The sequence below is a fragment of the Aestuariivirga litoralis genome (genome assembly GCF_003234965.1).
Classification (GTDB): domain Bacteria; phylum Pseudomonadota; class Alphaproteobacteria; order Rhizobiales; family Aestuariivirgaceae; genus Aestuariivirga; species Aestuariivirga litoralis.
Map to the genome: position 1 here is coordinate 183,836 of NZ_QKVK01000001.1, position 22,237 is coordinate 206,072.

23 protein-coding genes are annotated in these 22,237 nt (G+C 67.4%); 10 read left to right on the plus strand and 13 right to left on the minus strand.

Features of this window, described 5'->3' with window-relative positions; translation table 11 throughout:
- The first annotated feature begins 107 nt into the window (after positions 1-107).
- From DK847_RS00960 to DK847_RS00985, 6 genes are all read left to right on the plus strand, one after another.
- Positions 108-995, plus strand: a complete 888-nt coding sequence (locus DK847_RS00960) for a branched-chain amino acid aminotransferase (protein ID WP_111195747.1) — start codon at positions 108-110, stop codon at positions 993-995.
- A 134-nt stretch (positions 996-1,129) separates the two neighbouring features.
- On the plus strand, positions 1,130-1,480 hold the full coding sequence (locus tag DK847_RS00965; RefSeq protein ID WP_111195748.1) for a YcgJ family protein: 351 nt from the start codon (positions 1,130-1,132) through the stop codon (positions 1,478-1,480).
- A 13-nt stretch (positions 1,481-1,493) separates the two neighbouring features.
- Entirely contained in the window at positions 1,494-1,937 is a 444-nt protein-coding gene (locus tag DK847_RS00970) for a hypothetical protein (protein ID WP_111195749.1), read from the plus strand.
- Positions 1,938-1,973: 36 nt separating this feature from the next.
- Entirely contained in the window at positions 1,974-3,434 is a 1,461-nt protein-coding gene (locus DK847_RS00975; protein ID WP_111195750.1) for a GMC family oxidoreductase, read from the plus strand.
- Positions 3,435-3,508: 74 nt separating this feature from the next.
- A complete protein-coding gene (locus DK847_RS00980) occupies positions 3,509-5,323 on the plus strand; it encodes an amidohydrolase (protein WP_161957084.1) in 1,815 nt (604 codons plus the stop codon).
- Between the two features lie 123 nt (positions 5,324-5,446).
- Entirely contained in the window at positions 5,447-5,965 is a 519-nt protein-coding gene (locus DK847_RS00985) for a hypothetical protein (RefSeq protein ID WP_111195752.1), read from the plus strand.
- A 25-nt stretch (positions 5,966-5,990) separates the two neighbouring features.
- On the opposite strand, the gene DK847_RS00990 is transcribed toward DK847_RS00985, so the two are convergent.
- The 12 genes from DK847_RS00990 to DK847_RS01045 form a co-directional block, all read right to left on the minus strand.
- Positions 5,991-6,749, minus strand: coding sequence for a pseudouridine synthase (locus DK847_RS00990; protein WP_111195753.1), 759 nt, complete (start codon positions 6,747-6,749; stop codon positions 5,991-5,993).
- Positions 6,749-7,000: a molybdopterin converting factor subunit 1 gene (moaD, locus tag DK847_RS00995; RefSeq protein ID WP_111195754.1), complete on the minus strand. Its 252-nt coding sequence runs from the start codon at positions 6,998-7,000 to the stop codon at positions 6,749-6,751. Before moaD ends, DK847_RS00990 begins: the two co-directional genes overlap by 1 nt.
- Positions 7,000-7,596: a CDP-diacylglycerol--glycerol-3-phosphate 3-phosphatidyltransferase gene (gene pgsA, locus DK847_RS01000; protein WP_111195755.1), complete on the minus strand. Its 597-nt coding sequence runs from the start codon at positions 7,594-7,596 to the stop codon at positions 7,000-7,002. The genes moaD and pgsA overlap by 1 nt, the downstream gene beginning before the upstream one ends.
- Positions 7,597-7,604: 8 nt before the next feature.
- Positions 7,605-9,515, minus strand: a complete 1,911-nt coding sequence (gene uvrC, locus DK847_RS01005; protein ID WP_245414489.1) for an excinuclease ABC subunit UvrC — start codon at positions 9,513-9,515, stop codon at positions 7,605-7,607.
- A gap of 109 nt (positions 9,516-9,624) precedes the next feature.
- Positions 9,625-10,119: a BA14K family protein gene (locus tag DK847_RS01010; RefSeq protein WP_111195757.1), complete on the minus strand. Its 495-nt coding sequence runs from the start codon at positions 10,117-10,119 to the stop codon at positions 9,625-9,627.
- 157 nt (positions 10,120-10,276) lie between these two features.
- The gene (locus DK847_RS01015; RefSeq protein ID WP_111195758.1) at positions 10,277-10,717 is read right to left on the minus strand and encodes a BA14K family protein; all 441 of its coding nucleotides are present in this window, start codon (positions 10,715-10,717) and stop codon (positions 10,277-10,279) included.
- A gap of 132 nt (positions 10,718-10,849) precedes the next feature.
- A complete protein-coding gene (gene folB, locus DK847_RS01020; RefSeq protein WP_111195759.1) occupies positions 10,850-11,248 on the minus strand; it encodes a dihydroneopterin aldolase in 399 nt (132 codons plus the stop codon).
- A complete protein-coding gene (locus tag DK847_RS01025; RefSeq protein WP_111195760.1) occupies positions 11,245-12,000 on the minus strand; it encodes an SDR family oxidoreductase in 756 nt (251 codons plus the stop codon). Before DK847_RS01025 ends, folB begins: the two co-directional genes overlap by 4 nt.
- Positions 11,997-12,368, minus strand: a complete 372-nt coding sequence (locus DK847_RS01030; RefSeq protein WP_204508195.1) for a cupin domain-containing protein — start codon at positions 12,366-12,368, stop codon at positions 11,997-11,999. Before DK847_RS01030 ends, DK847_RS01025 begins: the two co-directional genes overlap by 4 nt.
- A gap of 1 nt (position 12,369) precedes the next feature.
- The gene (locus tag DK847_RS01035) at positions 12,370-13,560 is read right to left on the minus strand and encodes a CCA tRNA nucleotidyltransferase (protein ID WP_111195761.1); all 1,191 of its coding nucleotides are present in this window, start codon (positions 13,558-13,560) and stop codon (positions 12,370-12,372) included.
- Entirely contained in the window at positions 13,557-14,186 is a 630-nt protein-coding gene (locus tag DK847_RS01040; RefSeq protein WP_204508197.1) for a CoA pyrophosphatase, read from the minus strand. The genes DK847_RS01035 and DK847_RS01040 overlap by 4 nt, the downstream gene beginning before the upstream one ends.
- Positions 14,183-14,764: a DUF1285 domain-containing protein gene (locus DK847_RS01045; RefSeq protein ID WP_111195762.1), complete on the minus strand. Its 582-nt coding sequence runs from the start codon at positions 14,762-14,764 to the stop codon at positions 14,183-14,185. The genes DK847_RS01040 and DK847_RS01045 overlap by 4 nt, the downstream gene beginning before the upstream one ends.
- Positions 14,765-14,888: 124 nt before the next feature.
- On the opposite strand from DK847_RS01045, the gene DK847_RS01050 reads away from it, so the two are divergent.
- Genes DK847_RS01050 through DK847_RS01065 form a run of 4 tightly spaced genes read left to right on the plus strand, consistent with a single transcriptional unit; the run spans position 14,889 to position 21,616 of the window.
- Positions 14,889-15,887: an AAA family ATPase gene (locus DK847_RS01050; protein WP_111195763.1), complete on the plus strand. Its 999-nt coding sequence runs from the start codon at positions 14,889-14,891 to the stop codon at positions 15,885-15,887.
- 4 nt (positions 15,888-15,891) lie between these two features.
- Positions 15,892-16,770 (plus strand): DUF58 domain-containing protein, encoded by an 879-nt coding sequence (locus DK847_RS01055; protein WP_111195764.1) that lies wholly within the window; start codon positions 15,892-15,894, stop codon positions 16,768-16,770.
- Positions 16,767-19,562: a DUF4159 domain-containing protein gene (locus tag DK847_RS01060; RefSeq protein ID WP_111195765.1), complete on the plus strand. Its 2,796-nt coding sequence runs from the start codon at positions 16,767-16,769 to the stop codon at positions 19,560-19,562. Before DK847_RS01055 ends, DK847_RS01060 begins: the two co-directional genes overlap by 4 nt.
- Positions 19,559-21,616 carry a hypothetical protein gene (locus DK847_RS01065; RefSeq protein ID WP_111195766.1) on the plus strand — a complete coding sequence of 686 codons (2,058 nt, stop codon included), beginning with the start codon at positions 19,559-19,561 and terminating at the stop codon, positions 21,614-21,616. The genes DK847_RS01060 and DK847_RS01065 overlap by 4 nt, the downstream gene beginning before the upstream one ends.
- Here DK847_RS01065 and DK847_RS01070 read toward each other — a convergent pair.
- The gene (locus DK847_RS01070) at positions 21,557-22,120 is read right to left on the minus strand and encodes a GNAT family N-acetyltransferase (RefSeq protein ID WP_111195767.1); all 564 of its coding nucleotides are present in this window, start codon (positions 22,118-22,120) and stop codon (positions 21,557-21,559) included. The two genes, DK847_RS01065 and DK847_RS01070, sit on opposite strands and share 60 nt — an antisense overlap.
- Between the last annotated feature and the right edge of the window lie 117 nt (positions 22,121-22,237).

Below are 22,237 nucleotides of genomic sequence, written 5' to 3' on the forward strand. Positions count from 1 at the left end.
TTTAAACCCATTGGCTACGCTTGGCCAGTTGAAAGTGAAAAGCGGGGGCGAAAGGCTGGAAAATCAGCTGCTTGGCACCCTTATATCCCGGACAGGAGCGGCACACCATGGCAGGCATTCCCTTCGACCAGCGCGACGGCTGGATCTGGTTCAACGGCGAGATCGTGCCGTGGAAGGACGCCAAGGTGCATGTGCTGACCCATGGCCTGCATTACGGCTCCTCCGTGTTCGAGGGCGAGCGCGCCTATGACGGCGTGATCTTCAAGTCGACGGAGCATTCGATCCGCTTCAGGAAGTCGGCCGAGATCATGGATTTCGAGATCCCCTTCTCCGTCGAGGAACTGAACGCGGCGAAGGACAAGGTCGTGGCCTTGAACGGCGGCGGCGACCAGTACGTCCGCCCCGTCGCGTGGCGCGGCTCGGAGATGATGGCGGTCTCCGCCCAGCACAACAAGATCCACGTGGCAATCGCCACCTGGGCCTGGCCCTCGATGTTCGACCCCGAGACCAAGATGAAGGGCATCAAGCTCGACATCGCGGACTATCGCCGCCCCGATCCGCAGTGCGCGCCGGTCCATGCCAAGGCGGCGGGCCTCTACATGATCTGCACCATCTCCAAGCACAAGGCGGAGAAGAAGGGCTATGCCGACGCCATGATGCTGGACTGGCAGGGCCGTGTGGCGGAATGCACCGGCGCCAACATCTTCTTCACCCGTGACGGCGCCATCCACACGCCGATCGCCGACTGCTTCCTCAACGGCATCACCCGCCAGACGGTGATCGCGCTGGCCAAGGAACAGGGCCTCGAGGTGATCGAGCGCCGGATCATGCCGGACGAGCTCCCGAGCTTCAACGAGTGCTTCATCGTCGGCTCCGCCGCGGAGGTGACGCCGGTCGCGGAGATCGGCCCCTACAGCTTCAAGCCGGGCAACATCAGCCGCACCATGATGGACGCCTACACCAATGCGGTCAGGCCGAAGTCCAAGGCGGCCTGAGCCCTTGTCACCTGCCTTCGCAGCAAGCCGCGCCAGCACTGGCGCGGCTTTTCTGTTTGTTAAGGGCATCGGCCTAGCGGTTTGACCGCGTGCAACGGATTTCATAGCTTGCGCGCTTCGCAAGGAGGTCACCAATGACTCATCTCGGAAAATTCATGCTCGCCGGCTTGGCCGCGGCGGCGCTGGCGCTGGCAGCGGCACCCGCCGCACAGGCCAAGACCATGGGCCCGACGGCGGCAGCCATCGTCGGCGGTGTTGCCGGCGTGGCGGTGGGCGCTGCCATTGCCGATGCGGCGAAGCCGAAGAAAAAGAAGATCGTGTATGAGGGCTATGCGCCGCCCTATGCGCCGGGCCAGTACGACCCCTATTTCAACCAGGCCTACAGCCCCGTGGCCGGTGTCGTGTGCTATCCCGCACAGCGCGCCTGCTACAACAATGGCGGCACGGTGAACGGCACCTGGACGCGCCGGGCCTTTGGCTACTGATCGGAGAATGACGATGAGCATGATTTCAATTCTCCGCCGCGGCGCTGCCGCCGCACTCGTCCTCGGCCTTGCCGCCTCCGCCGCCCAGGCGGACGCCGCCGACGATTTCCGCATCGACGATGCCTGGAAGGCGGCGCTGCAGGACACCGACGGCATCCTCAACGACAAGCAGATGGCGGTGGTCAATTCGATCGCCTATGCCGCCTCCGCGGCGCTCCTGTGCGACGGGATCGACATCGACCCCGAGAAGGTGGCCGTCGCCACCACCGCCGTGCTGGCCGAGACGCCGCCCGACCTCACTGACGAGGAACAGCTCGAACGCTACACCAACATCATGCTGATGATGGGCACGGCGAAGGGCATTCTTCTTGCCGAGGGCGCGCTGCACAAGGAGGCCTTCTGCGCCACCGCCAACACCGAAAAGGCGGACGCGCAGGCAACCACCTTCTGGAAGTAGTTGGCAGGACTCGCGCCTGCCGACTAGAGTGCCGGCATGGCGACTGACTGTGATTACCTGATCATCGGCGGCGGCTCCTCCGGGGCCGTCGTCGCACGCAGGCTGGCGGAGAAGACCACGGGCCGCATCATCCTTCTCGAAGCCGGCAAGAGCGACGAGGGCGACCCGGCGGCGGTGGACCTCAGGCGGCTCGACGAACAGACGGCGGACTATGACTGGGGCTTCCGCGCAGCACCGCTTGCCGGGTCACCGCCGCTCCTCAACTATGCACGCGCGAAACTGCTGGGCGGCTGCGCCAACCACAATGACTGCGCCTTCATCCGCCCGCCTGACTCGGACTTCGACCTCTGGGAAGAGCTTGGGGCCACGGGCTGGAATGCCGCGGCCATGGCGCCCTACTGGCAGCGCATCACCGACACCATCACCATCGAGACCGCTCCCTGCCACCCGGCGAGCCGGCGCTTCATCGCGGCGGGGCTCGAACTCGGCCTCGACGAGGTCGACTTCGGCCGCGAGGTGCGGCAGGGCGTGGGGCTGTTTCCGCTGAATGCGAAGGGGCGGACGCGGCAATCCTCCTCCGTCGCCTATCTCCACCCCATCGCGGCGCTGCCGAGGCACCTCGAGGTATGGACGGACTGCATGGCGAGCCGGCTCATCATCGAGAACGGCCGCGCCGTGGGCGCCGAGACCTCACGCGGCGAGATCCGCGCAGCGCGCGCCGTGGTGCTGGCCTGCGGGTCGATCCAGACGCCGCAGCTGATGATGGTGTCAGGCCTGGGACCGGCGGCGCACCTGACGGAACACGGCATCCCGGTGCTGCGCGACCTGCCCCATCTGGGGCGGCACCTGCGCGACCATGTGGCCGCACCCGTGGTGTGGGAGACGCACGAGGAAGTCTCCGGCTGGGAGATCTGCCCCTTCGAGGCGACGATGATGCTGCAGCTGGACAAGGATGCGCCCGCTCCCGACATCCTGTTCCACTTCGGCCTGCGGGTGCGCGAGAAATACGATGACGCGCGGCTGGCGACGAAGGGCCCGGCGGTGAAGGCCTCGCCCAACGTGACGCGCGCCGTGAGCGAGGGGTCGGTGCGGCTCTCGGGCCCGACCATGGCGGACAAGCCGGTGATCGACCTCAACTACTTCGCCGAACCTGCCGACCTCGACCTGCTGGTCAAGGCGCTGAAGCTGACCCGCAGGCTGGGGCAGACGCAGGCGATGGCGCCGCTCTGCCGGGAGGAAGTGCACCCCGGGCCAGGCGTGCAGACGGACGAGCAGTGGCGCCAGTACATCCGCAGCGTCTGCGAGACGGTCTATCACCCCTGCTGCACGGCGGCGATCGGGCGCGTGGTGACGCCGGAGCTGAAGGTGATGGGGATCGATGGGCTGTTCATCGCCGATGCCTCGGTGTTTGCCTCGCTCATCACGGTGAACATCAATTCAGCCGTCATGATGGTGGCCGAAAGGGCGGCGGACCTGATCGTCAATCCTCGCGGATAGGTAGATTCCCGGACTTGCAACGGCGTGCACGTCTGGGCAGTTTCCCCGAAACTGACCCAACCGGAGATATGGCCATGCCGAGGCTCATGCTGCCTTCATTGTTCGGAGCCCTGCTCCTGTCATCCGCCACGCTGGCGCATGCGGCGGGCGGCACGGCGGACGCCATCTATGTCAACGGTGACATCCTCACCATGGCGAGCAAGGACCCGAGCTATGCCGAGGCCATCGCGGTCGAAGACGGCAGGATCGCCTTCGTGGGCTCGAAGGAGGAGGCGCTGAAGCTGAAGGGCGCGGCCACCAAGCTCATCGACCTCCAGGGCCACACGCTGCTGCCGGGCTTCATCGATACCCACGGCCACATGATCTATTTCGGCAAGAACATGATCGACGCCGACCTGTTCGGCACCACGGAGATGTCCGAGGTGATCGCGCGCATGAAGGCGCAGGCGGACAAGACCCCCGAGGGCGCCTGGATCGTCGGCTTCGGCTATGCCGCGCGCAAGCTGAAGGAACAGCGCCACCCGACGGTGGAGGAACTCGACCTCGTCTCCGCCGACCGGCCGGTGATGGTGGTCGACTCATCGGGCCACCTCGGTGCGGGCAACAGCGCGCTGTTCAAGCTGCTCGGCCTCACCGCCGCCACACCCGACCCCGAGGGCGGCAATTTCATGCGCAAGGCGGGCGGCAGAGAGCTGGCGGGCCCGATGGAGGAGACGGCCCTCTTCGCGGTGCGCGCCAAGCGCCCGCCCTTCACCGGCGCCCTGGCCGACCGCGCCGTGACGGGTGCCGTGGAACTGTGGGCGAGCTACGGCCAGACCACCGCCATGGAATGCGGACTGGGCCTCGGTGATGACGACATCGACATCGTGAAGAACGCGATCGACAAGCGGCTCCTCAAGATCGACCTCTACATCTGCGCCAAGGACACGGTGGCGAGCAAGGCGATCGAGACCGGCCGCGCGGTGGCGGCGGAATATGCCACCGCCGCAACCTCCGACGATGCCGTGGCGCGCCAGGACCTGATCGCGGCGCAGGGCACCGCGGCACCGGGCGACACCGCGATGAAGCTGCTGCAGATGCGCCCCGACCTCGACAAGCGCTACATCAACCGCGTGCGGCTTGGCGGCGTCAAGTTCTGGCTCGACGGCAGCACCGATACGGCGTGGTTCACCAAGCCCTACACCAACAACCCGCCGGGCAAGACGGGCAGCTACTCGGGCTTCCAGCAGATCCCCGACGAGGTGCTCGACGAGGCCTTCGAGCGGTTCTGGACCAGCGATATCCAGATCAACATGCACATGAACGGCGATGCCGCGGTGGAGCAGGCACTGCGCGCCATCGAGAAGGCGGTGGCCAAGCATGGCATGCGCGACCATCGCCCCGTCTTCGTGCATGGCTCCTACATGCGCCCCGACCAGATCGAACGGGCGCAGAAATATGGCGCGATCCCGAGCTATCTCACCTCCAGCCTGGTGAGCGGCGGCGCGGGCGCGCTTTTCCTGTGGGGCGGCGAGCGCGGCAACAAGGTGATGGCGGCGCATACGCTGGAGGAGAAGGGAATGCCCTTCACCTTCTCGCATGATGCGCCGGTGACGCCGAAGCCGTGGATCCTGCCGCTGGTCGATGCCGGCGTGAACCGCGCCATCGCCGACGGCACGGTGATCGGCGAGAAGGAGCGCGTGAGTCCCTATGTGGCGCTCAAGGCCGTCACCTCCTATGCCGCCTTCCAGATCAAGGAAGAGAAGACCAAGGGCACGCTGGAACAGGGCAAGCTCGCAGACTTCGTGATCCTCGCCGAGAACCCGCTGAAGGTCGACCCCAAGACCATCAAGGACATCAAGGTGCTGGAGACGATCAAGGAAGGCGAGACGGTGTTCCTGCGCGAGTGATGGGAGAGGCGCTGCCCACGTGCAATCACAAGGCAGGGCCAGACTGGACGGAGGCCGGGGAACATGCTCCAAGGCGAAGGAGAGGCACATTCCCTTTCTCCGGCATCGCGATTGGTTGGCCACGTGATCGAAATCAAGCTCAATTCACCCGAACAGATTCTCAATTCCTTCGATCCCTCGCCGTTTCACACGCGCGACCTGGATGACAGGGCGGCCGAATACATCTTCGAGAGCGCCGAGGAACTGGGATCGGGAGGTCCGCTGCTGCTGATCATCGAGCTTCCGCAGAGCGAGGCGGCGCGTGAATTGTCGCTCGAACTGCCATTGGCCCTGAGCAATTCCTTCCGCTATCGCGCCGCGCAGGCCCGCCTTCAGCTGCGGGACCTGTTCCGCATCGGCCGCCTGTCACTTGCCATCGGCCTGGCGGTTCTGGGGCTCTGCACGCTCACCATCCATCTGCTCGGACATACGGAGGGAGACTCGACCGTCACCCAGATGATCGAGCAGGGACTGTTCATCCTCGGCTGGGTTGCCTTGTGGCGCCCGCTTGAAATCTTCCTTTATGACTGGTGGCCGATCAGGAAGCGGATCAACCTGCTCGATCGGCTGTCCACGGCGCGCGTGGAGATCAGGCCGCGCTGAGCGGCAGAACCGCCACTCTGTGGCGTTAGAGCTTCGCACCCTTGCGCGCGAGCTCGTCGATCAGCGCCTTCACCTGGGCGGGCGGCACCTCGCGGATGTCGCCGGGCTCCATGTCGCCCAGCGTGAAGGGGCCGTATTGCAGGCGCACGAGGCGGTTCACCACGCAGCCGAAATGGTCGAAGAGCTTGCGGATCTCGCGGTTCTTGCCTTCCGTCAGCACGCAGCGGTACCAGCGGTTGGCGCGGCCCTCCTGGCCATATTCCTCGACGAACTCGGCACCACGATACTCGACGTCGTCAATGGTGATGCCGGCCGCGATGGCATCGATATTGTCGCGCGTCAGCTGGCCCCTCACCCGCACGCGGTAGAGGCGCGCGAGCGCATTGTCCGGGCTCATCATCGCCTGCGCCAGCGGGCCGTCGGAAGAGAGGACGAGCAGGCCCTCGCTGTTCACGTCCAGCCGCCCGACATTCATCACGCGCGGGTGGCGATTGGTCCACTGTGGCGGGTTCAGCGCGGGCAGGTCGAAGATGGTCTTGCGGCCCTTGTGGTCGCGGTGGGTGACCAGCACGTCGACCGGCTTGTGCAGGAGAAACAGGCGCGGCAGCGGCTTCGTGTCCGGCGCCACGGGGCGGTTGTCGATCAGCACGGTGTCGCCCTCTTCCACCGGCGTCGTCGGCGTGGCCTTGACGCCGTTCACCGTGACGCGGCCATCGGCGACCAGCCTTTCCGCCTCGCGGCGGGAACCTGCTCCGGCCTTCTGGAGATAGACGTTGAGGCGCATCAGCCGCCCGTGACGGGCGGGAAGAAGGCCACCTCGCGCGCGCCCTGCACCGGGGCATCGAGTGCCACATGGGCCTGGTCCACCGCGGCGCGCAGCGTGCGGCGCTCGGCGAGGGCCGCGGCGACCGCCTCATCCCGCGCACTCAGGTGTTCGATGAGATCGGCGACGGTGGCGACGGAGGCGGGAACATCCACCTCCTCCGAACTCTTGCCGGCGATCTGCCGGATGCGGGCGAAATAGAGGATCTTCATCAGTCGACGACGTGCCGGATGCCGGCGCGGAAATAATCATAGCCGGTGTAGAGCGTGAGGGCCGCGGCGATCCACAGCATGGCGATGCCGGCGCCCGTGGTGTGCGGAATGACGGTGTCGCCAGCCGGGCCGGCGATGAGGAAGCCGATCGCCACCATCTGCACCGCCGTCTTCCACTTGGCGATCTTGGTGACGGGGACGGAGACCTGCAGCTCGCCCAGATACTCACGCAGCCCGGAGACCAGCACCTCGCGCGACAGGATAATGATGGCGGCCCAGATATGGCCACCACGCAGGATGCCGTCGGCGCAGAGAACCAGCAGAACCACCGCGACCAGCACCTTGTCGGCGATCGGGTCCAGCATGCGGCCGAGCGAGGACTGCTGCTTCCAGCGGCGGGCGAGGTAACCGTCGAAGAAATCGCTGATGGCAGCGAGGAGATAGATGACGACGGCAGCCCAGCGCGCCTCGTTGCCGCCCCACAGAAGGAGGCCCGCCACCACGGGCACGGCGGCGATCCGGCCATAGGTGAGGATGTTCGGGAGGTTCCACACCTTCGAATAAGCCGCCGCCTTGCCTGTGTCCGTCTGATTCATTCTGCCGCTCATTCTGCACTTTCGTGGAAGTGGTCGTAAATAGCCTGCGCCAGCGCGTGGCTGACGCCCTCCACCGCGGCGAGGTCGGTGACGCTCGCCCGTGACACTGCTTTGGCCGAACCGAAGGCCTGCAGCAAGGCTTTCTTGCGCAGGGGCCCGATGCCCGGCACCTCGTCCAGCGGGTTGACGCCGATGGCCTTGGACCGCCGTGCCCGGTGGGAACCGATGGCAAAGCGGTGCGCCTCGTCACGCAGGCGCTGGATGTAATAGAGCACGGGGTCCCTCGCCTCGAGCATGAAGGAGGCACGGCCCGGCAGGTAGAAATGCTCGCGGCCCGCATCGCGGTCCGGCCCCTTGGCGACGCCGGCGACGGGGAGATCGGAGAGGCCCAATTCGTCCAGCACGGCCTTGGCGGCCGATAGCTGGCCCTGGCCGCCGTCGATCAGCACCAGGTCCGGCCAGGCCTGCACGTCCTTGGCCTGTTCCTCGCCGCGCTCCTCCCCCTGTTCCTTCAGGAGGCGGCTGAAGCGGCGGGTCAGCACCTCGCGCATCATGGCGAAATCGTCAGACCCGATCTCGTCCGAACGGATGTTGAACTTGCGGTATTGCGACTTGATGAAGCCATCCGGCCCCGCCACGATCATGCCGCCCACCGGGTTGGTGCCCTGGATATGCGAGTTGTCATAGACCTCGATGCGGCGCGGCACGTCGGGCAGGTCGAAGGCCTTTTGCACGCCTTCGAGCAGCTTCGCCTGGGACGAGGTCTCCGCCATCTTGCGGCCCAGCGCCTCGCGCGCATTGGTGACGGCGTGCTCGACCAGCGTCTTCTTCTCGCCGCGCTGCGGCACGGCCACTTCGATGCGCCGCCCCGCATGGGTGGAGAGGGCTTCCTCCAGCAGCTCCCTCTCCTCGATGTCATGCGAGAGCAGCACGAGGTCGGGGATCGGCTTGTCGTCATAGAACTGGGCGAGGAAGGAGGCCATGATCTCCGGCGCCTCGTGGCTCCTGTCGGCCTTGGGGTAATAGGCGCGGTTGCCCCAGTTCTGGAAGGAGCGGAAGAAGAAGACCTGGATGCAGGTCTGGCCGCCCTCCTGCGCGAGGCCGAAGACATCCGCCTCCTCCACCCCTTGCGGGTTGATGCCTTGAGTCTGGGTAACGAAGCTCATGGCCTGGATGCGGTCGCGGTAGGTGGCGGCGCGCTCGAAATCGAGGTTCTCGGCGGCCTCCTCCATCTGCTTGGCGAGCTCGGCCTTCACCGTCTGGCTCTTGCCATTGAGGAAGGCCTCGGCCTCCTTGGCGAGTTCGCCATAGGCATCGGGCGTGATGTAATCGACGCAAGGAGCTGCACAGCGCTTGATCTGGTAGAGCAGGCACGGCCTGGTGCGATTGGCATAGACGCTGTCGGTGCAGGTGCGCAGAAGGAAGGCCTTCTGCAGCGTGTTGATCGCCCGGTTCACCGCACCGGCGGAAGCGAAGGGGCCGAAATAGCTGCCCTTGCGGTTGCGCGCTCCGCGGTGCTTGGCGAGCTGCGCCACGCCATGGTCCCTGGCGATCAGGATATAGGGGAAGGACTTGTCGTCCCTTAGGATCACGTTGAAGCGCGGCTTCAGCTTCTTGATGAGGTTCGCCTCCAGCAGCAGCGCCTCGGCCTCGGTCGCCGTCGTCACGAATTCCATGTTGGCGGTGAGCGAGATCATGGTGGCGATCCGCGCGGTGTGGCCCCAGGCGCGGGTGTAGTTCGAGACGCGGTTCTTCAGGTTGCGCGCCTTGCCCACATAGATGACGTCGCCCTTGGCGTCATACATGCGGTAGACGCCGGGCTTGGCAGGAAGACGGGAGACGAAATCCCGGATGAGGTCGGTTCCCCTTGCGTCAGGGATGGGCGACTCGTCGGGCGCCTGGGCGGGTTCGGACGTCATGGGGCTCTCATACATCCCTCCGCCTCACATGGGGAAGGAGGAACCCTGCCGCAACGAAAAACCGGCGCCCATGGGCGCCGGCTGAACGAGCGTGCCTCAGGCGCGGCCCTCAATCATAGGGGCTGTTGCACTGCTTCACCTTGCCGCCGGAGGCGACATAGGTGTTGGTCCTGGGATTGTAGGTCTTGTAGCGGCCCTCGCACCAGGCCTTGTGGCGGTTGCCGCTGCCATTGCCGTTGGTGAGCGCCACGACCCCGGCGCCGATCACCGGAACCGTCCACCACGGGCTGTTGTAGTACCAGCCGCCGTAATAGAAGCGGCAGGAGTTGCTCCAGTTGCGGCAGCGCGGGCCGCGATAGCCCTTGTAGTAGCCCGGGCGGTAATTGGGGTGATAACCGTGGCGATAGACAGGCCGGTTGTAGTGGCCGCCGCCGCGATAGCCGCCACCGCCGTAGCGCACGTCGACGATGGCGCCCGGCGCGCCCGACAGAAGGGCTGGCTTCTGGATCAGGATGGGAAGCACGCCGGCCCCCGCGTCCGGAGCCGAGAGCCCCAACAGTCCTGCGGCCAGCGCCGCGAAAATGGCAAGCCTTGCCTTGAGCATCTGCAGTGTCCTCCCTCAAGCCCACCGAAAATGAGCACGCGCAACGCGAGAGTTCAACTGCGAGTTATGCCGGGAAGGTCGGGAGCCCGGCGGATTGCAACTGTGCATGGAAAGGCCGGCACCTTTGCGAGGCGCCGGCCTTCCTGGCAAAGTTCCATCACGGCCCGTAGGGGCTGATGCACTGGTGGACGCGTCCGCTGTAAGCCACCCAGGTATTGGTCCGGGGGTTGTAGGAGCGGTAGCGGTCGAGGCACCATTCGACGTGGCGGCTGCCATAGCCATAGCCATAGCCCGAATTGGCGGCGCCAATCGCGATGCCGGCGCCCACCATGGGCAGGATCCACCACGGGTTCTCGTAGTAATAGCCGCCATGGCGATAGCGGCAGGTGTTGCTCCAGTTGCCGCAGCGCCGGCCATGGTAGTGACGGTTGTAGACGCGGTTGCGGTTGTATTTGGTCCGCGCCTCGGTCAGCAGGCTGGAGTTTCCGGCCTCGATGGCGGGCGAGGGGCTCACCGGCATGGCAGAGGCTCCGGTCGCGCCGAAGCCGGCAAGACCTGCCCCCATGGCCGCGAGGGCGATGATGGTGTGTTTCAGCATGTCGTACTCCTTTGCAAGCCACTGCGCCTTCCCCGAGGGGAGGAGCGCTGCCGGGCATGGAGGGAGAACGGGACGTTGCGGAGAAGGTTCCTCCGGACCCGTCACGCTGGCGTGAAGGTGCGGATGTGGACCCTAGCGCTGGCGTTCGATCTCGACGCCGACGCTGCGGGCATTCTTGATGATGTCGGGCTTCTCGACGCGAACCCGCGCGGCCACCACGCGCTTGTCGCGCAGGCAGGCGGCGGCGATCTTCTCGCACAGCGTCTCGACGAGGTTGATGTGGCCCTCGGCGATGATCTGTTCCACCTTCTTCACCACGATCTCGTAGGACACGACATGGCCGATGTCGTCGCCCTGCGGCCCCTCGCCTTCCATGACCGAGAGGTCGATGTTGACGATGATGCGCTGCGGATCGGTTTTCTCGTGCTCGTAGATGCCGATCAGCGCCATCAGGTCGAGGTCGCGCACGAAGACGTGGCGGAGGCCTGAGGCGGCGCTCGCCACGTGATGGCTGATCATCGGCTTCTTCATTCATTCACCTCGACGACGTCCGGCGTCTGCCAGACCAGATGCTGGCCACCGTCCAGCGCGATCATCTGCCCCGTCAGTGACGGTTGTGACAATATGAATTTGACGGCGGCGGAAATCTCCTCCGGCGACGTGCCGCGGCCCAGAAGCGTCAGTTTCGCCTGCTTGTCGAACTCCGCCTGGTCCATGCGGGCGGACGGCAGCGCCGGTCCGGGGCCGATGGCATTGACCCGGATATTGGGGGCAAGCGCCTGGGCCAGGGTGCGGGTGGCGGTCCACAGGCCGGACTTCGACGTTGTGTAGGAAAAGAACCTGGGGTTCAGCTTCCACACGCGCTGGTCGATGATGGAGATGATGTTGCCTTCCTGGCCCCCCGGCAATTGCCGGGCAAAGGCCTGGGACAGGAAGACGGGGGCGCGCAGGTTGGTGTCGAGATGCTCGGCCCAGCTCGCCTTGGTGATGGTGCCCACCTCGTCGGGCTCGAAGAGCGAGGCATTGTTGATGAGGCAGGTGAGGCCGCCCAGTGCTGCCGAGGCCTCGGCGATGAGCCTGTCCGGCACATCTGCGTCCGACAGGTTGCCGCGCACGATCACCGTGTTGCGGCCGAGGCCGCGGATATGGGCCGCCACCTCCTCCGCCTCGGCGATCGAGCTGTTGCAGTGGACCGCGACGTCCCAGCCGTCCCTGGCGAAGTCCAGCGCGAGCTGGCGTCCGATCCGCTTGGCCGAACCCGTGACGAGAACCGACTTCTTCATGCCGCGGGCTTCGGCAGGAGGATGACATAGTGCTTCTTCACCTTCTTCACCGTCTCCCAGGTGCCCTTGAAGCCGGCGGGGATGATGAAGGCATCGCCCTTCTTCAGCGTCCAGGACTTGCCCTCCTCGTTGGTGAGGATGGCCTTGCCCTCGATGAAGTGGCAGAACTCCCATTCGGAATAATCGACCTTCACCTTGCCGGGCGTCGACTCCCAGATGCCGCAATAGAGCCGGTCATCCTCGCCGGTGAAGTGGTTCCAGGTGCGCGTGTTGTACTTGCCCTTGAGCAGCTTCTCTTTGTCGGGCTTGCCCTTCTCGGGTTCCGGCGCATGCTTGCCCTTGGTCTTCATCACCAGAATGTCGGCCATGTCACGTCCCTCTGTTCAGTCGTTTCAGCAACTCGTCGCGGCTGGGCTGGAAATCGGAGGCGACCCACCAGTCCTCCAGCGATCTCAGCATTACGCCGATTTCGGGCCCGGGGCTCACACCTGCGGCGATAAGATCATGGCCGGTGACGGGCAGCACGGGAATGTTCCAGCGTAGCGGCAGGTCAAGAAGAGCCTGCCAGCCAGCATCCTCGAGCGAGGCATCGGAGCGCGCCCATGCGAGGCGAACCAGGTCGCACCAGGTGCCGGGCCCCAGCTGGTAGAGAATTGCGCGCTGTTCGCGGGGGCGCAGCGCCGGCGAGGGCGGCACATGTGCGATGGTGTTGCGGAGCCGTGCGCCCTCTTCATTGGAAAGCCGCCAGCGCGACTTCATGCTGGCCGGGTCGCTGGCCAGTGCGGCAAGCCTCAGCACCGGATCGGGCGGCAGGCGCGCCAGCACGCGCCAGTCATCCGTATACGGAAGAAGATGCGACAGGATGCCCTGCGCCGCCATCAGCTGAAGCGTCGGGACAGCGCCGGGGGCGGCCATCAGCTTGAACATCTCCTGCCGGATGCGCTCGGCCGAGAGGCCGTCGAGGCCCGATCTAAGCCGCGTGCAGGCCTGAAGCCCCGCGGCATCGGGCGCGCCATGGCCATAGCGCGCATGGAAGCGGAAGAAGCGCAGAATGCGGAGGTAATCCTCCGTGATGCGCTGCTCGGGATCACCCACGAAGATGACGCGGCGGGCCTCGACATCCGCCCGGCCATCGACGAAATCGTAAATCCGGCCCTGCGCGTCGCAATAGAGCGCATTCATGGTGAAGTCGCGGCGCTGGGCGTCGGCCTCCCAGTCGTCGGTGAACGTCACCTTGGCGCGGCGGCCGTCGGTCTCGACGTCATGGCGCAGCGTCGTCACCTCGAAGGGGTGATGCTCGACCACCACCGTCACCGTTCCGTGGTCGATGCCGGTGGGATGAACGCCCATGCCCGCCGCCGTGCAGGCCTCCGTCACCTGTTCGGGCGAGAGCGTGGTGGCGACGTCGACCTCCGTCACCGCCTCGCCGAGCAGCGCATTCCGCACGGCGCCCCCCGCCACGCGCCCCTCGCCGCCTGCTGCGGCGAGCACCGCGAACAGGCGCTGCAATGCCGGCTCATTGAGCCAGGCTGCGGCAGCGAGGGAGGGAAGCTTGCTCATGGGCTCTCGTACATCAGGCGGTAGAGGTTGCGGATCATGCCGGCCGTGGCGCCCCAGATATAGCGCTCATTCCACGGCATCGCATAATAGTAGCGGGTGTGGCCCTGCCAGTCGCGCGAATGGCGCTCATGATGCGCGGGGTCCATCAGGAAGGCGAGCGGGACCTCGAAGACGTCCTTCACCTCCGCCTCCTGCGGCACGGCGGTGAAGCCCGGCCGCAGCACCGCCACCACAGGCACGACGCGATAGTTTGTCGAGGTCAGGTAGGTGTCGAGAAAGCCGATGGGCTCGATGAAGGCGGGCGCGATCCCCGTCTCCTCCTCCGTCTCGCGCAGTGCCGCGGCCACGGCATCGGCATCGGTATCGTCAATCCGGCCACCGGGGAAGGCGATCTGCCCGGCATGGCGGCGCAGATGCGGCTGGCGCTCGGTGAGCAGCAGGTTGAGGCCACTCTCACGCGGCACGAGGCCCACCAGCACGGCGGCGGGCTTGGGCGCCTCGTCCGCCGGGATCATGCGCGCGGTGGGATTGAGATCATCGTCGCTGAAGCTGTGGATGGGCGGTGCCGCGGCATGAAGCCTGTGCGCGGCGCGGGCGCGGAATTCCGGCTCATCGAACAGGCTCAAGAGGCAAGCCCGATCTCGGCGGCCTTCTGCATCGGGTAGAAGCGGCCCGACGACCAGACACCGAACCAGCCCTCCTCCACCACGCCCGCCGCGGCAAGGTCATAGAACAGGGCGCGGCTCACCAGCGCCTCGAGCCCGGCGCGCACCACGACATAGGGCTTGAGGCCGCCGGTGCCCGCCTCCGCGGCAAAGCGCAGGGGGTGGGCCGCGTCGACGGTCACCGCGTCATCCACATTGGTCTCGAAGCGGATGACCTGCTCACGGCCCGCGCCCTCGACCTGCATGCGGACTGCGGTGAAGGGCGCGTCATCGACCCTGATCCCGACCTTTTCCACAGGCGTGACGAGATAGTATTTCCCGTCCGCGTCCAGCCTGAGCACGGAGGAAAACAGCTGGACCAGCGGTTTCCGCCCGATCGGCGAATTCATGTAGAACCAGGTGCCGTCCTGGGCGATGCGCATGTCGATATCGCCGCAGAAGGGCGGGTTCCACAGGTGGACCGGCGGCGGCCCCTTGGCCTTCCGGGCCTCGCCCAGCCCCTTCAGGGGATTGCTCGCATCACGCTGATCGGTGTTCATTTTCCCGTCATTACAGTTGAGTCGGACTGTCCAACCCGCCTCTTTTAGGCCATTCTCGTTCCGCAAGGATGAAATCAATTAATCCGGGCCAGACGCAGGTCCGTTCCCTACGATAGTGAGTGCCATGGCCAGCATCAACGAAGCAGACCGCCAGATCATTTCCGACATCGAGTCCGCCGGCGACAGGCTGGGCAAGGCCCGCGCTGCCATCGGCCGCGTCATCTTCGGCCAGGACGAGGTGGTGGAACAGGTGCTGATCGCCATCCTGGGTGGCGGCCATGCGCTGCTGGTGGGTGCCCCGGGCCTCGCCAAGACCAAGCTCGCCACCACGCTCGGCCGCGTGCTGGGCCTCAACGAGAAGCGCGTCCAGTTCACGCCCGACCTGATGCCGGCCGACATCCTCGGCTCCGAGGTACTGGACGAGGCGGAAGGCGGACGGCGCCAGTTCCGCTTCCTGCCGGGCCCCGTCTTCTGCCAGCTGATGATGGCCGACGAGATCAACCGCGCCTCGCCGCGCACCCAGTCCGCCCTGCTGCAGGCGATGCAGGAACACCACGTGACGGTGGCCGGCCAGCGCCACGACCTGCCACGCCCCTTCCACGTGCTGGCGACGCAGAACCCGATCGAGCAGGAAGGCACCTACCCGCTGCCCGAGGCGCAGCTCGACCGCTTCCTCGTGCAGATCGACGTGCCCTACCCCTCGCTCGATGCCGAGCGCCGCATGCTGTTCGCCACCACCGGCGCCACGGAGGCCGAGGCGGAGACGGTGCTGTCGACCACCGAGCTGATGAATGCACAGCGCCTCACGCGGCTCATTCCGGTGGGCGAGCAGGTGGCCGAGGCCATCCTGCGCGTGGTGCGTGCCGCGCGCCCCGGCCCCGAGGCCGATGAGTTCGTCAACCGCAATGTCGCCTGGGGCCCGTCGCCGCGCGCCTCGCAGGCCCTGATGCTGGGTGCGCGCGCCCGCGCCATGCTGCAGGGCCGCCTCTCGCCGTCGCTCGACGACGTGCAGGCACTGCTGGGCCCGGTGTTCCGCCACCGCATGGCGCTGAACTTCACGGCGCGCGCCGACGGCCACACCATCGACGGCACCATCGCGCGGCTTTCGGCCCTCATCGACTGAGCCGATGACCTCCGCCAGTGCCCTCACGCTAGCCGACCGCGCCGCGGCGCAGTCCCGCGCGCTGCCGCCGCTGCTCGTCGAGGCGGAGCGCATTGCCGCGACGGTGATCCTCGGCGAGCACGGGCGCAAGCGCGCCGGGCCGGGGGAAAGCTTCTGGCAATACCGGCCCTACAGCTTCGGCGATTCGACCCAGCGCATCGACTGGCACAAGTCAGCGCGCTCGGACCGGGTCTATATCCGAGAGAACGAGTGGGAAGCCGCCAACACCCTGTGGGTCTGGTCGTCGCCCTCGGTGTCGATGACCTTCCGGTCGCATCTGGCGCAGGTGACCAAGCGCGACCGCGCGCAGCTCCTCACGCTTGCCATCGCCGCGCTGGCGGTGAGGGCGAACGAGCGGGTGAGCGCGCTGGGTTCGCCCTATGCGCCCGACCACACGCGGGCCCAGATGGTGAAACTCGCCAGCTGGTTCCTGAAGGCGGAAGGCCCGGACCTTCCGGCCATCACGCGGCTGCCGCGGTTTTCCGGCGCCGTGCTGGCGAGCGATTTCTTCGAGACCCCCGAAGACATTGCCCGCGCCATCACGCCCCTCGCCGAGGCCGGCGTGAAGGGGCACCTCGTGCAGGTGGTGGACCCGGCGGAGGAGACGCTGCCCTATGCCGGGCGTGTCGAGTTCCACGCCATGGCAGGGCCGCTCAAGTTCCTCTCGTCCAAGGCCGAGACGCTGCGTGAGGCCTATGCCGGGAAGCTTGCCGAGCACCGCGCCGCGCTCAAGGAATTGTGCCGCCGCATCGGGTGGAGCTTCGTCATCCACCGCACCGACGAGCCGCCGGTGCGCAGCCTGCTGGCACTGCACGCGCTGATTTCCGGCGAGGCGGCGCGATGAGCCTGCTCAGCGCCATCACCTTCCTGACCCCCGCCGCACTCGCGGCGCTGCTGGCGCTGCCGGTCATCTGGTGGCTGCTGCGCTTCACGCCGCCGCGGCCGGAGACGGTGCGCTTCCCCGCGATCCGCCTGCTGCTGGGCCTCACCAACCGCGAGGACCAGCCGGACAAGACGCCGTGGTGGCTGCTGCTGCTGCGCCTGCTGATGGCGGCCTTCGTCATCCTCGGCGTGGCCCAGCCGCTGTTCGCCCCCGACCGCGCGGCCGAACTGGACCGCACCCCGCTGCTGCTGGTGGTCGATGACAGCTGGGCAGCCGCCAGGGACTGGGAAACGCGCCAGGCGGTGATGGCGGACATTCTCGGAAGTGCTGCCGCCGCGGGAACGCCGGTGACGCTCGCCACCACCACGCCGCAGCTCCGCCGCCAGTCGCTGGAGGCTGCCGCCCCCGCCGATCTCAAGGCCCGCGCCGCAGCCCTGCGTCCGCGCGCCTTCGACCCAGACCGGCCCGGCATGCTGAAGCAGCTTCAGGACGCCTTCGGCACGGTGAAGGCGCTGCGGGTGACCTGGATTTCCGATGGCATCGATGACGGCAAGGCCCGGGACTTCGCGTCCGGCCTGCAGGGCCTTGCCAATGGCAAGGCCGCGGTGTCCGCCATCATGCCCTCGGCCGCGCAGCTGCCGCTGGCGCTGACCACGCCGGGCTTCGAGGCCGGGCAGATCAGGGTGAGCGTGCTGCGTGCACCGGGCGAACCGGCAGGGGCCGCGGAGGTGACCGCACTCGCCGGCAATGGCCGCAGCTTCGGCGACGTGAAAGTGAACTTCGCCGCTGGCGCCACCTCCGCGACGGGTGTCATCGAACTGCCGACCGAACTGCGCAACGAGGTGGGCCGCATCACCATCAAGGACGAGCGCAATGCCGCAGCGGTGTTCATGATGGACGACCGCTGGCGGCGCAAGACGGTGGCCCTGATGGCCGGTACCTCGGTGGACCAGTCGGAGCGGCTGCTGGCACCCCTGTACTACGTCTCCCGCGCGCTCGAGCCCTATGCCGAGGTGAGCGAGCCCGCCGACACGGCAGCCCTCAAGGCCGCGCTGGACCAGGGCCTGTCGATGCTGGTTCTGGCCGACATCGGCGTGCTTCCCGCCGAGCAGGAGGAAATGATCGCACGCTGGGTCGAGAATGGCGGCGTGCTGGTGCGCTTCGCCGGATTGCGCTTCGCCCGCGCCCAGGACCGGCTGGTACCCGTCACCCTGCGCGCGGGCGACCGCGCGCTGGGCAGTGCGCTGAGCTGGGAATCGCCCCAGCCCATGCAGGCCTTCCCCGACAAGAGCCCCTTCGCCGGGCTGACGCCCGACCCCACCGTCAAGGTGTCGCGCCAGGTGCTGGCCGAACCTGATTCCGATCTCCCCGGCAAGGTGTGGGCGAGCCTTGCCGACGGCACCCCGCTGGTGACCGCCAGCAAGGACGGAAAGGGCCTTCTCGTGCTGTTCCACGTCACGGCCAATGCCGACTGGTCGAACCTGCCGGTCACCGGCCTCTTCGTCGACATGCTGCAGCGCATGCTGGACCTGGCGCCGGCCGCAGGCGGCGGCGCCCAGGGCGGCGCAGCCCAACCCGATGCCCAGGCCTTCACCCCCTTCATGGCGCTGGACGGGTTCGGCGACTTCGTCACCCCCGCGCCGGACACCCAGCCGATCCCGGCGGCCCAGGTCGACAAGGCGAGCGTCACCCCGGCGACCCCGCCCGGCCTCTACCGCCGCGGCGAGCAGGAACGCGCCATCAACCTCACGCGCACCGGCAAGGAACTGACGCCGGTGAGCGCCCTTCCCGCCGATGTGGCGGTGCGCCCGCTGGCCCAGCGGCCCGTGGTGCCGCTGGCGCCCTATGCCTTCCTCGCGGCAGCACTGCTGTTCCTGGCCGATTGCCTGGCCACGCTGTTCCTTGGTGGCGGGATGATGCGGCTGCGCCAGCGCCGCGCCGCGCTGACCGGCATGCTGGCGCTGGCAGCGCTTGCCGCATGGCAGCCGGTGCCCGGCCATGCCCAGAGCGCCGACGACTTTGCCCTGCAGAACGCGCTGGAGACGCGCCTTGCCTATGTCAGGACGGGTGACGCTGATGTCGACGGCATCAGCAACGAGGGCCTGAAGGGCCTGAGCGAGATGCTGCGCGAGCGCACCTCGGTCAATGTCGGCGAGCCAGCCGAGGTCAACATCGAGCATGACGAACTGGTGTTCTTCCCGCTGCTCTACTGGCCGATCCGGCCGGAGGCCACCGTGCCCTCGGACGCCGCGCTCGCCCGCATCGACGCCTACATGAAGGGCGGCGGCACCATTCTCTTCGACCTGCGCGAGGATGGCGCGGGCGCGGACTCGCTCAGCGGCGGGGCCACGGCGGCCTCCGAGGCGCTGCGCCGGATTCTCGCCAAGCTCGACATTCCGGCCCTCGAGCCGGTGCCCCCCACCCATGTGTTGACCAAGAGCTTCTACCTGCTCGACCACTTCCCCGGCCGCTATGACGGCGGCAAGCTGTGGGTGGAGCACACCGACAGCGACGGCGCCATCGCCGGCAACACCGATGGCGTGAGCGGCATCATCATCGGCTCCAACGACTATGCCGCGGCCTGGGCCATGGACCTCAACGGCGACCCGCTCTACGCCGTCGTGCCGGGCACCGACCGGCAGCGCGAATTCGCCTTCCGCACCGGCATCAACATCGTGATGTATGCGCTGACCGGCAATTACAAGGCCGACCAGGTGCATGTGCCGGACCTGCTCGAAAGGCTCGGCCAATGACCAGCTGGAACGTGGTGTTCGAACCGGTGCTGCCCTGGCTGCTGATCGCCGCCGTGGGCGTGGCCGGACTCGCGCTCCTCGCCGCCCTGGCCTTTTCCCGCGCCCGCGGCACGCCGCTGCGCGCCCTCGCCCTGGCGCTGCTGGTGGCGGCCCTCGCCAACCCGGTCGTCCGCAGCGAGCAGCGTGATCCCATCTCCGACATTGCCGTGGCCGTGGTCGACCGTTCGCTGAGCCAGCAGAACGGTCAGCGCCCGGCCCAGACCGAGGCCGCGGTGACGGCCCTGCAGCAGGCCGTGGCAAGGCTTCCCAACACCGAGCTCCGCGTGGTGGAGGTGACGTCCGGCGCCGGCACGGAAGATGACGGCACGCGCGCCTTCGACGCGCTGAACCGGGCGCTGGCCGACGTTCCCACCGAACGCTTCGCCGGCGCGCTGATGATCACCGACGGGCAGGTGCATGATGCGCCGCCCGACGCGGCCAAGAGCGGCATCGGCGGCCCGCTGCATGGCCTGATCACCGGCTCGCGCGCCGAGAAGGACCGCCAGATCGCCATCGAGAAGGCGCCGCGCTTCGGCATCGTGGGCCAGGAACAGACCATCACCTTCCGCCTCAACGAGGCCAATGGCCCGGGCCAGCCCGTGCCGGTGACGGTGACGCTCGGCGATGCGCCGCCGCTCACCATCGATGTCTCCCCCGGCCAGGCCGTCGAGGTTCCGGTGTCGGTGGACCATGCCGGCCAGAACATCGTGGAGATCACCGCCCCGCCGCTCGATGGCGAGATTTCGCTGCAGAACAACCGCGCCGTCGCCGTCATCGAAGGGGTGCGCGACCGGCTGCGCGTGCTGCTCGTCTCCGGCGAGCCGCATCCCGGCGAGCGCACCTGGCGCAACCTGCTGAAGTCAGACGCCTCGGTCGACCTCGTGCACTTCACGATTCTCCGCCCGCCGGAAAAGCAGGACGGCACGCCGACCAAGGAACTGGCCCTCATTGCCTTCCCGACGCGCGAGCTGTTCGTCGACAAGCTCGACCAGTTCGACCTCGTGATCTTCGACCGCTACCGCCGCCAGTCGGTGCTGCCCGCGGCCTACATGTTCAACATCGCCCAATATGTGAAGGATGGCGGCGCGGTGCTGATCGCATCGGGGCCCGACCTCGCAGCCGAGGACGGCCTCTATTCCACCCCGCTTGCCGACATCATGACGGCCATTCCCACCGGCGACGTGGTGGAGGAGCCCTTCAGGCCCGCCCTCACCGAGCAGGGCAAGAAGCACCCGGTGACCAAGGACCTTCCCGGCTCCGCGGCGGGCGCCACCGGCTGGGGCCGCTGGTTCCGCCTCGTCGACACCGAGACATCGTCCGGCGAGACGGTGATGTCGGGGCCGGACAACAAGCCCCTGCTGGTGCTGTCGCGCCAGGACAAGGGCCGTGTCGCCCAGCTGCTGTCCGACCAGGGCTGGCTGTGGGCTCGCGGCTTCGAGGGCGGTGGCCCGCAGACCGAACTGCTGCGCCGCCTCGCCCACTGGCTGATGAAGGAACCGGACCTCGAGGAAGAGGCGCTCACCGGCGAGCAGACGGGCAACACGCTGCTGATCGAGCGCCGCACCATGGCCGACAGCGCCGCCCCGGTGACGGTGACGCTGCCCTCCGGCAAGACCGAGACATTGGCGCTGACCCAGGTGTCCCCCGGCCGCTTCCAGGCCCAGCTGCCGGTGACGGAGGCGGGCCTTCACCGCCTGACGGACGGCAAGCTGGTGGCGGTTGCCGCCGGCAGCGGCGATGCCCGGGAAATGACCAGCCTGCTCGCCACCACCGCGATCATCGGTCCGGTATCGGCCGCCACGGGTGGCGGAGTCGACTGGCTCGAGGATGGCATGCCGCAGCTGGTCAAGGTGGAGGCGGGCCGCCAGATGGCGGGCTCCGGCTGGATCGGTCTGCGCGCCAATGACAGGTTCCGCGTCGAGAGCGTGTCCGACACGCCGCTGTTCGCGACGCTGCTAAGCCTCGCAGTGCTGCTGCTCGCCCTGGGCGGCATGTGGTACCGCGAAAGCCGCTGAGCCGGGTACCCGCGCAAGACCCGCCGCCCCCTTCAGCGCACCGGGCGTCAGTTCCAGATAGAGAAAGCGCCTGGGGTCGACAGGGCCGGGAAGGCCGATCTGCCCTTCCGGCAGCCGGGCGAATCCGACCTTGGCATAATAGGGCTCGTCGCCCACCAGCAGCACCAGCCCGTGGCCCTGCTCCCGGGCCCGTGCCAGGCCTTCGCGCATCAGCGCCAGCCCCAGCCCGAGGCCCTGCCGGTCCGGGTGAATCGCCAGCGGCCCCAGCAGCAGGGCCGGCGACCGGTCCTCGCCAATGGCGAGCGGCCAGAAGCTGATGGTGCCGGACAGGCCGACACCGGCATCGCGCGTCACCAGCGACAGGCCTGGAACAGGGTGGTTCCCTTCCCTCAGCCGGTAGGACGTCTTGCTGTGGCGGCCGGAGCCGAAGGCCAGGTCGAGCAGGTGCTCGACGGCATCATGATCGGTGGCGGTGGTGTCTTCGCAGGAAATGGGGCCGCACATGGCTGTATCTCGGGCAAACAGGGCTTCGAAAGGGCGCCCGGGGCCCCGGAACGCAGGACGAGACGTCTGTGCGGAAGGGATGACCGGACGGGTTCAGGCGCGCGCGCTGCCGCGCGT